Below are 4,452 nucleotides of genomic sequence, written 5' to 3' on the forward strand. Positions count from 1 at the left end.
AAATGCACACATGATAAATGAATGCTTAATAAAAAATATATTGAAATAACTTAATCTCACAAAAAACATCTTCCCTGTATGCCCCCCAATAAAAAACAAGAAAAGTGTTTCGCTTAAACTTCTTTATTTTTTTTACTAATTTTTATCTATAATTATCTATTATTGTCTACTAATTGTTGATTCTCCTACTTATCTTCTTATTTAATTGTTGATAGTGTTTCATTTACCTTCTTTCCCCCACTATCAACAGTATTTCTTATTGCTATTATTAAAGTACTAAATGCCCTACTTACTGCACTTAATGCTATACCTTTTAGATACATCAACCTCAACATTCTTATCATCAGTATCCTTTACAATAAACTTACCACCCTAGCTATCAATCTTAATGTTATATCTCCCTTATAACAGCTAAGTCCTTTTAGTTTTGCTCGAAACTCCTTATAGCCTATTTCCTAGCCTGCCTAAAAATCCAAACCTCACTGCTAACAATTTAAACGAAATCACAATAATTCACAGAACATCACCGCCAACCACAACCCAGATTCATTGTTACACCCCCACTTATTGCTTTAGCCAACTCAACCTATTGACTTAACCAAAATTTCAACTTCATTTACTTTCACTATCTTGAACCAACTCTATTACTTTGCATTGATCATCAAGATTTTTTTCCATGTTTTGTTAGCCAAACAAATTACCTGCATCAACATTAAGCAGCAATCTTTGTTTCTTTCTTATAATTAAACCGCTATCTTTTAAATCTGACAAATACTTCCTTATTCTATAATGAGATAACTTGGTATCTTGATTCATTTGTCTCAATGACTTTATAGTACGATTGTCATCTTCCAAATTAGATGCAATAAATTCAAGAGATTTGTCAAATACTTTAGATACCTTTTTATATTGCAAATTAACACTTCGTATACTTTTTCGCAACTTAGGTTTTAAACTGCTCTTATTACAATCAATATCACCACATAAAAACATCGATTTTTCTGCATAAAACTTATGATAAGCATTTTGTATAATACAGAACACCATAGCTAAAAATATATCTAGACAAATAGACAATAATAATAACGCATAAACAAAATTATATTAAGATAATCATCTTTAGCAATAACAACAGAACACATTTGCAGCCTTAAACCGATTGTTATTGATAACCGTTGTTTCAATCAAATTACTAAGCTTGAAACGCAAATCTTTTAAAGAATTTAAATATTCATCCCTTTGATTAAACAAAGCCTTATTTTCTGTCTTTGCATTTTCAATTTCTCTCAAATAATCTTGCTTCATAGTCTTATATGTATAATATAAATTTAAATGCTTATCCTTAGCATATTCTATTCGATCATTATTATTCTTTATCTTAATATCAATACTAGTTATTTCACTCTCGATTATCCGCTCTTTATCAGAAAGTAATTTACGAATACCTTCTTCTTGCTCACTATGACTTTTTTTAACACTTAAAACAGTGTCCCCAATAGTATCCTCAAACATTAGACTAAAAAAACTTTCAAAATTCATCCACTAACTCACAAACTGAGTTACAAGTCCTATCACTAACAACACAAATATTGCGACTTTTTCTAAATACACAAACACTGAAGCTTTTACAACACCATCAAATACACATTTTCTTAGCAAATATAAAAAATACAATAATATTGAAGATGGTACTATTATAATTACTATTGTAAATGGTAATGTAAAGTATAATTTGGAATGATTACCAACATTATAATAACTCACAATTCCTCTATGGGAATGCAACACATTAAAGAAAAATAAAAATAAAGCAAACATTATTAACCAAATGTTGCAAACAAAAAATTCAAAATTAAGCCTCCAAGATTCTACAATACTAAATTCAACATTTATATCTTTTTTATCATATTTACTTATCATCAAAGACCTCTCTCCAATCATATTACTATATAATCAACAAATCTCACATACTCTCTACAACTTTGTGATGAAAATAATCAACTTAGAAATGATAATACCTTAACATAGGTTATTATACCTATATTAAATCATAACACACTTAAAAATTACCTCCTAAAATCACAAACACTTGCACTACAAAACATAAAAAAGCAAGTATACAAACAATCATCAAAACAAAACTAACTACCCTTTTAAATTCTAATTTAAGTCTAATTTAAATCAAAGTCAACTAAAATTAGACTTATCCTAAATCACTATTCGCTTCATCTATATTAAAATCAAGTAACATCAAGTTTATTTACACTAAAATCACAAGTCAGTATATTTTTTCATCAAAATCAATCAATCATACCTATCTTTACCTACCTTTAAATCAAGTCTAGTTCCGATTTTATCTATATCTTAACGCACATCAATTTTTATCGTGCTTCTTTATCATCTCAATAATTAACATTACACACTATTCCATCTTGACAAAGATCAAACTTTTCTTAAAAATGATGATCTTTTGTGATTCCCTCCAAAGTTAACTGAATGCTTAACTATTTGTTTATGTTTGTTTCCCAACTATTTATTTTTGCTATGACACCAATATCTAACTCCAATTAATCCTTTATACTCTATCTAATAAATAAAATAACCTAAAAATTGCATTACCACAAATGCCCAAATTACTAACCTTATGCATTTTAACAATCAATAACAATAAAAGCACCTCTAATGACAATCTTTTTTATTTTTATAAGGTTTATAAAATAAAAAATTATATAAAAAAATCACCTTGACCAAGGTAGTCAAAAGTGAAAATTTTATATACAATAATATAAAATATGAATCCAAAGATTCTTTTAAAAAAGAAAATCCAAACTTTGGATTAAAAATTCAAATCAAACATATGAATATAGTAACAAAAGATGAAAAAAATTTCAAATCAACCGGCACAAAGAGCCAAGTTAAATCAATACTAAAAAGTCTTGTAGACTTAAATCAATACAAAACATCACCTGAAATAACAAATATCCCCATATCTCAGGTCAAATTACAAGCAATAAAAACATTTAAACGATATAAGAGAATGCTTAAGATCTATTGGGCAATAGATACTAAAAATCAAGACTACAAAAAATCAAGTGGTGTTGAAGAATATTCAGCAAGTGATATCTACAATATAGTAAGTAAACTATTAGAAAACGATGGTTATAAAAAGGTATCTAAAAGAACTATTAGAAGAGATATAAAACTTCTAAATGAAACAGGGTTGATTCAGTCCAAAATTAGAAGACTGGGGGTGGGAAATGGAAGTATTGCTCACTATAGACAAAACATGGAACTTGCACATATGCACAAAAAAATCATTTTTGAATATCTACAAGAACTACTTAAAGAAAATCTAAAAGACAAGAAAATTATTGGGGATTTTGATAAAAATATAACACCCAATTGCACAAACCTTGAAAAGATTGAAAACCAACTACGATTAAATGAAAATGAACATAACAAAACAAACACAATTTCTTATGTTCCAAAGTTAATGTCACATGTCGAAATGTCCGATGTCGAAATGTCCGATGTAATTAATAAAGCTAATATAAGCTATAAAAAAGAAAAGAATTCTAAAGAGAATGCAGAAATGCTTTTGAAAAAAGCTGATTTTTATGAAAAAAAGAAAAGGAATTGCAAAATAATGAGGAAAGATATTGTTACAAGACTGCTATCTGACCACAAAATTAGCAAAAAGTATTTGAAGCAAATAAAAGAGATTAGCAACAACGATTCGACATATATAAATGCACTGTTAAATTTGGAGCAAGCAATAACTGATTATGGAATTGAATACAGTCTTGAAGACATTTTAGAGCATTTTTTAAAGCAATTTGCAAATAGATACAAGCACAAAGTGTGGATGATGATGAAAAGAAAAGATGGGATAATAAACGATTATGAAGTAATTTGGGAAGGCAGATTTAGAGACTGGTACTCGAACAAGCACAAAAAGCGGTGTGTTGAAAAAACAGTTTATGGCGAAAACATATGTCTTGGAAAAAAATTTTTAGAAAAAAAAGGAAAAAAAACAAAGAAAAATTTGCAAATTTATGCAACAGAAAAGGCAGACAAAAAAGAGACAGAAGAGAAAGCAAAAAAAACGAACTTAGAAAAAAAAGAGAAACGCAGGCTAGAATTGCTGAGAAGAGAAGAATATTTACAGAGGCTGTTTAAACAGGAAGCAAAAGAGAGAAAAGAGAGGCTTAGGAGGGCAGAAGAAGAGCGAGCCCATTTAAAGAATCGTTTAAAAGAAAGTATGTTAGCTACTTTGAAGAAAAACGTAGGCGATAACGCACAATCAAACGAAACAGACAGCCTCTTGAACAAAACGCCCCCAAACATTTTGTCTGAGTCATTGTCAAATGAGGATATTGAAGGTAAAAATGATTGTATAGAGAGTACAACAAAAAATGAAGTATCTCTTTGCGAAGTTGATGAAAGGGTAGG

Annotated in this window: 4 protein-coding genes and 1 pseudogene; 1 reads left to right on the forward strand and 4 read right to left on the reverse strand. The window is 28.6% G+C overall.

What is annotated here, in order from left to right:
• Positions 1-197: 197 nt before the first annotated feature.
• From U881_RS13770 to U881_RS13310, 4 genes and pseudogenes are all read right to left on the reverse strand, one after another.
• Positions 198-305 (reverse strand): annotated as a pseudogene (locus tag U881_RS13770) (variable large family protein); the annotation flags it as partial.
• A 379-nt stretch (positions 306-684) separates the two neighbouring features.
• Positions 685-993: a replication/maintenance protein RepL gene (locus U881_RS13300; protein ID WP_024653616.1), complete on the reverse strand. Its 309-nt coding sequence runs from the start codon at positions 991-993 to the stop codon at positions 685-687.
• A gap of 126 nt (positions 994-1,119) precedes the next feature.
• On the reverse strand, positions 1,120-1,539 hold the full coding sequence (locus U881_RS13305) for a hypothetical protein (protein WP_024653617.1): 420 nt from the start codon (positions 1,537-1,539) through the stop codon (positions 1,120-1,122).
• Between the two features lie 3 nt (positions 1,540-1,542).
• Positions 1,543-1,920: a hypothetical protein gene (locus U881_RS13310; protein ID WP_024653618.1), complete on the reverse strand. Its 378-nt coding sequence runs from the start codon at positions 1,918-1,920 to the stop codon at positions 1,543-1,545.
• A gap of 823 nt (positions 1,921-2,743) precedes the next feature.
• Here U881_RS13310 and U881_RS11580 point away from each other — a divergent pair.
• A partial coding sequence (locus U881_RS11580; RefSeq protein ID WP_024653619.1) for a plasmid maintenance protein occupies positions 2,744-4,452 on the forward strand: 1,709 nt, incomplete at its 3' end.

It is taken from the genome of Borrelia persica No12, from assembly GCF_000500045.1.
Lineage (GTDB): Bacteria > Spirochaetota > Spirochaetia > Borreliales > Borreliaceae > Borrelia > Borrelia persica.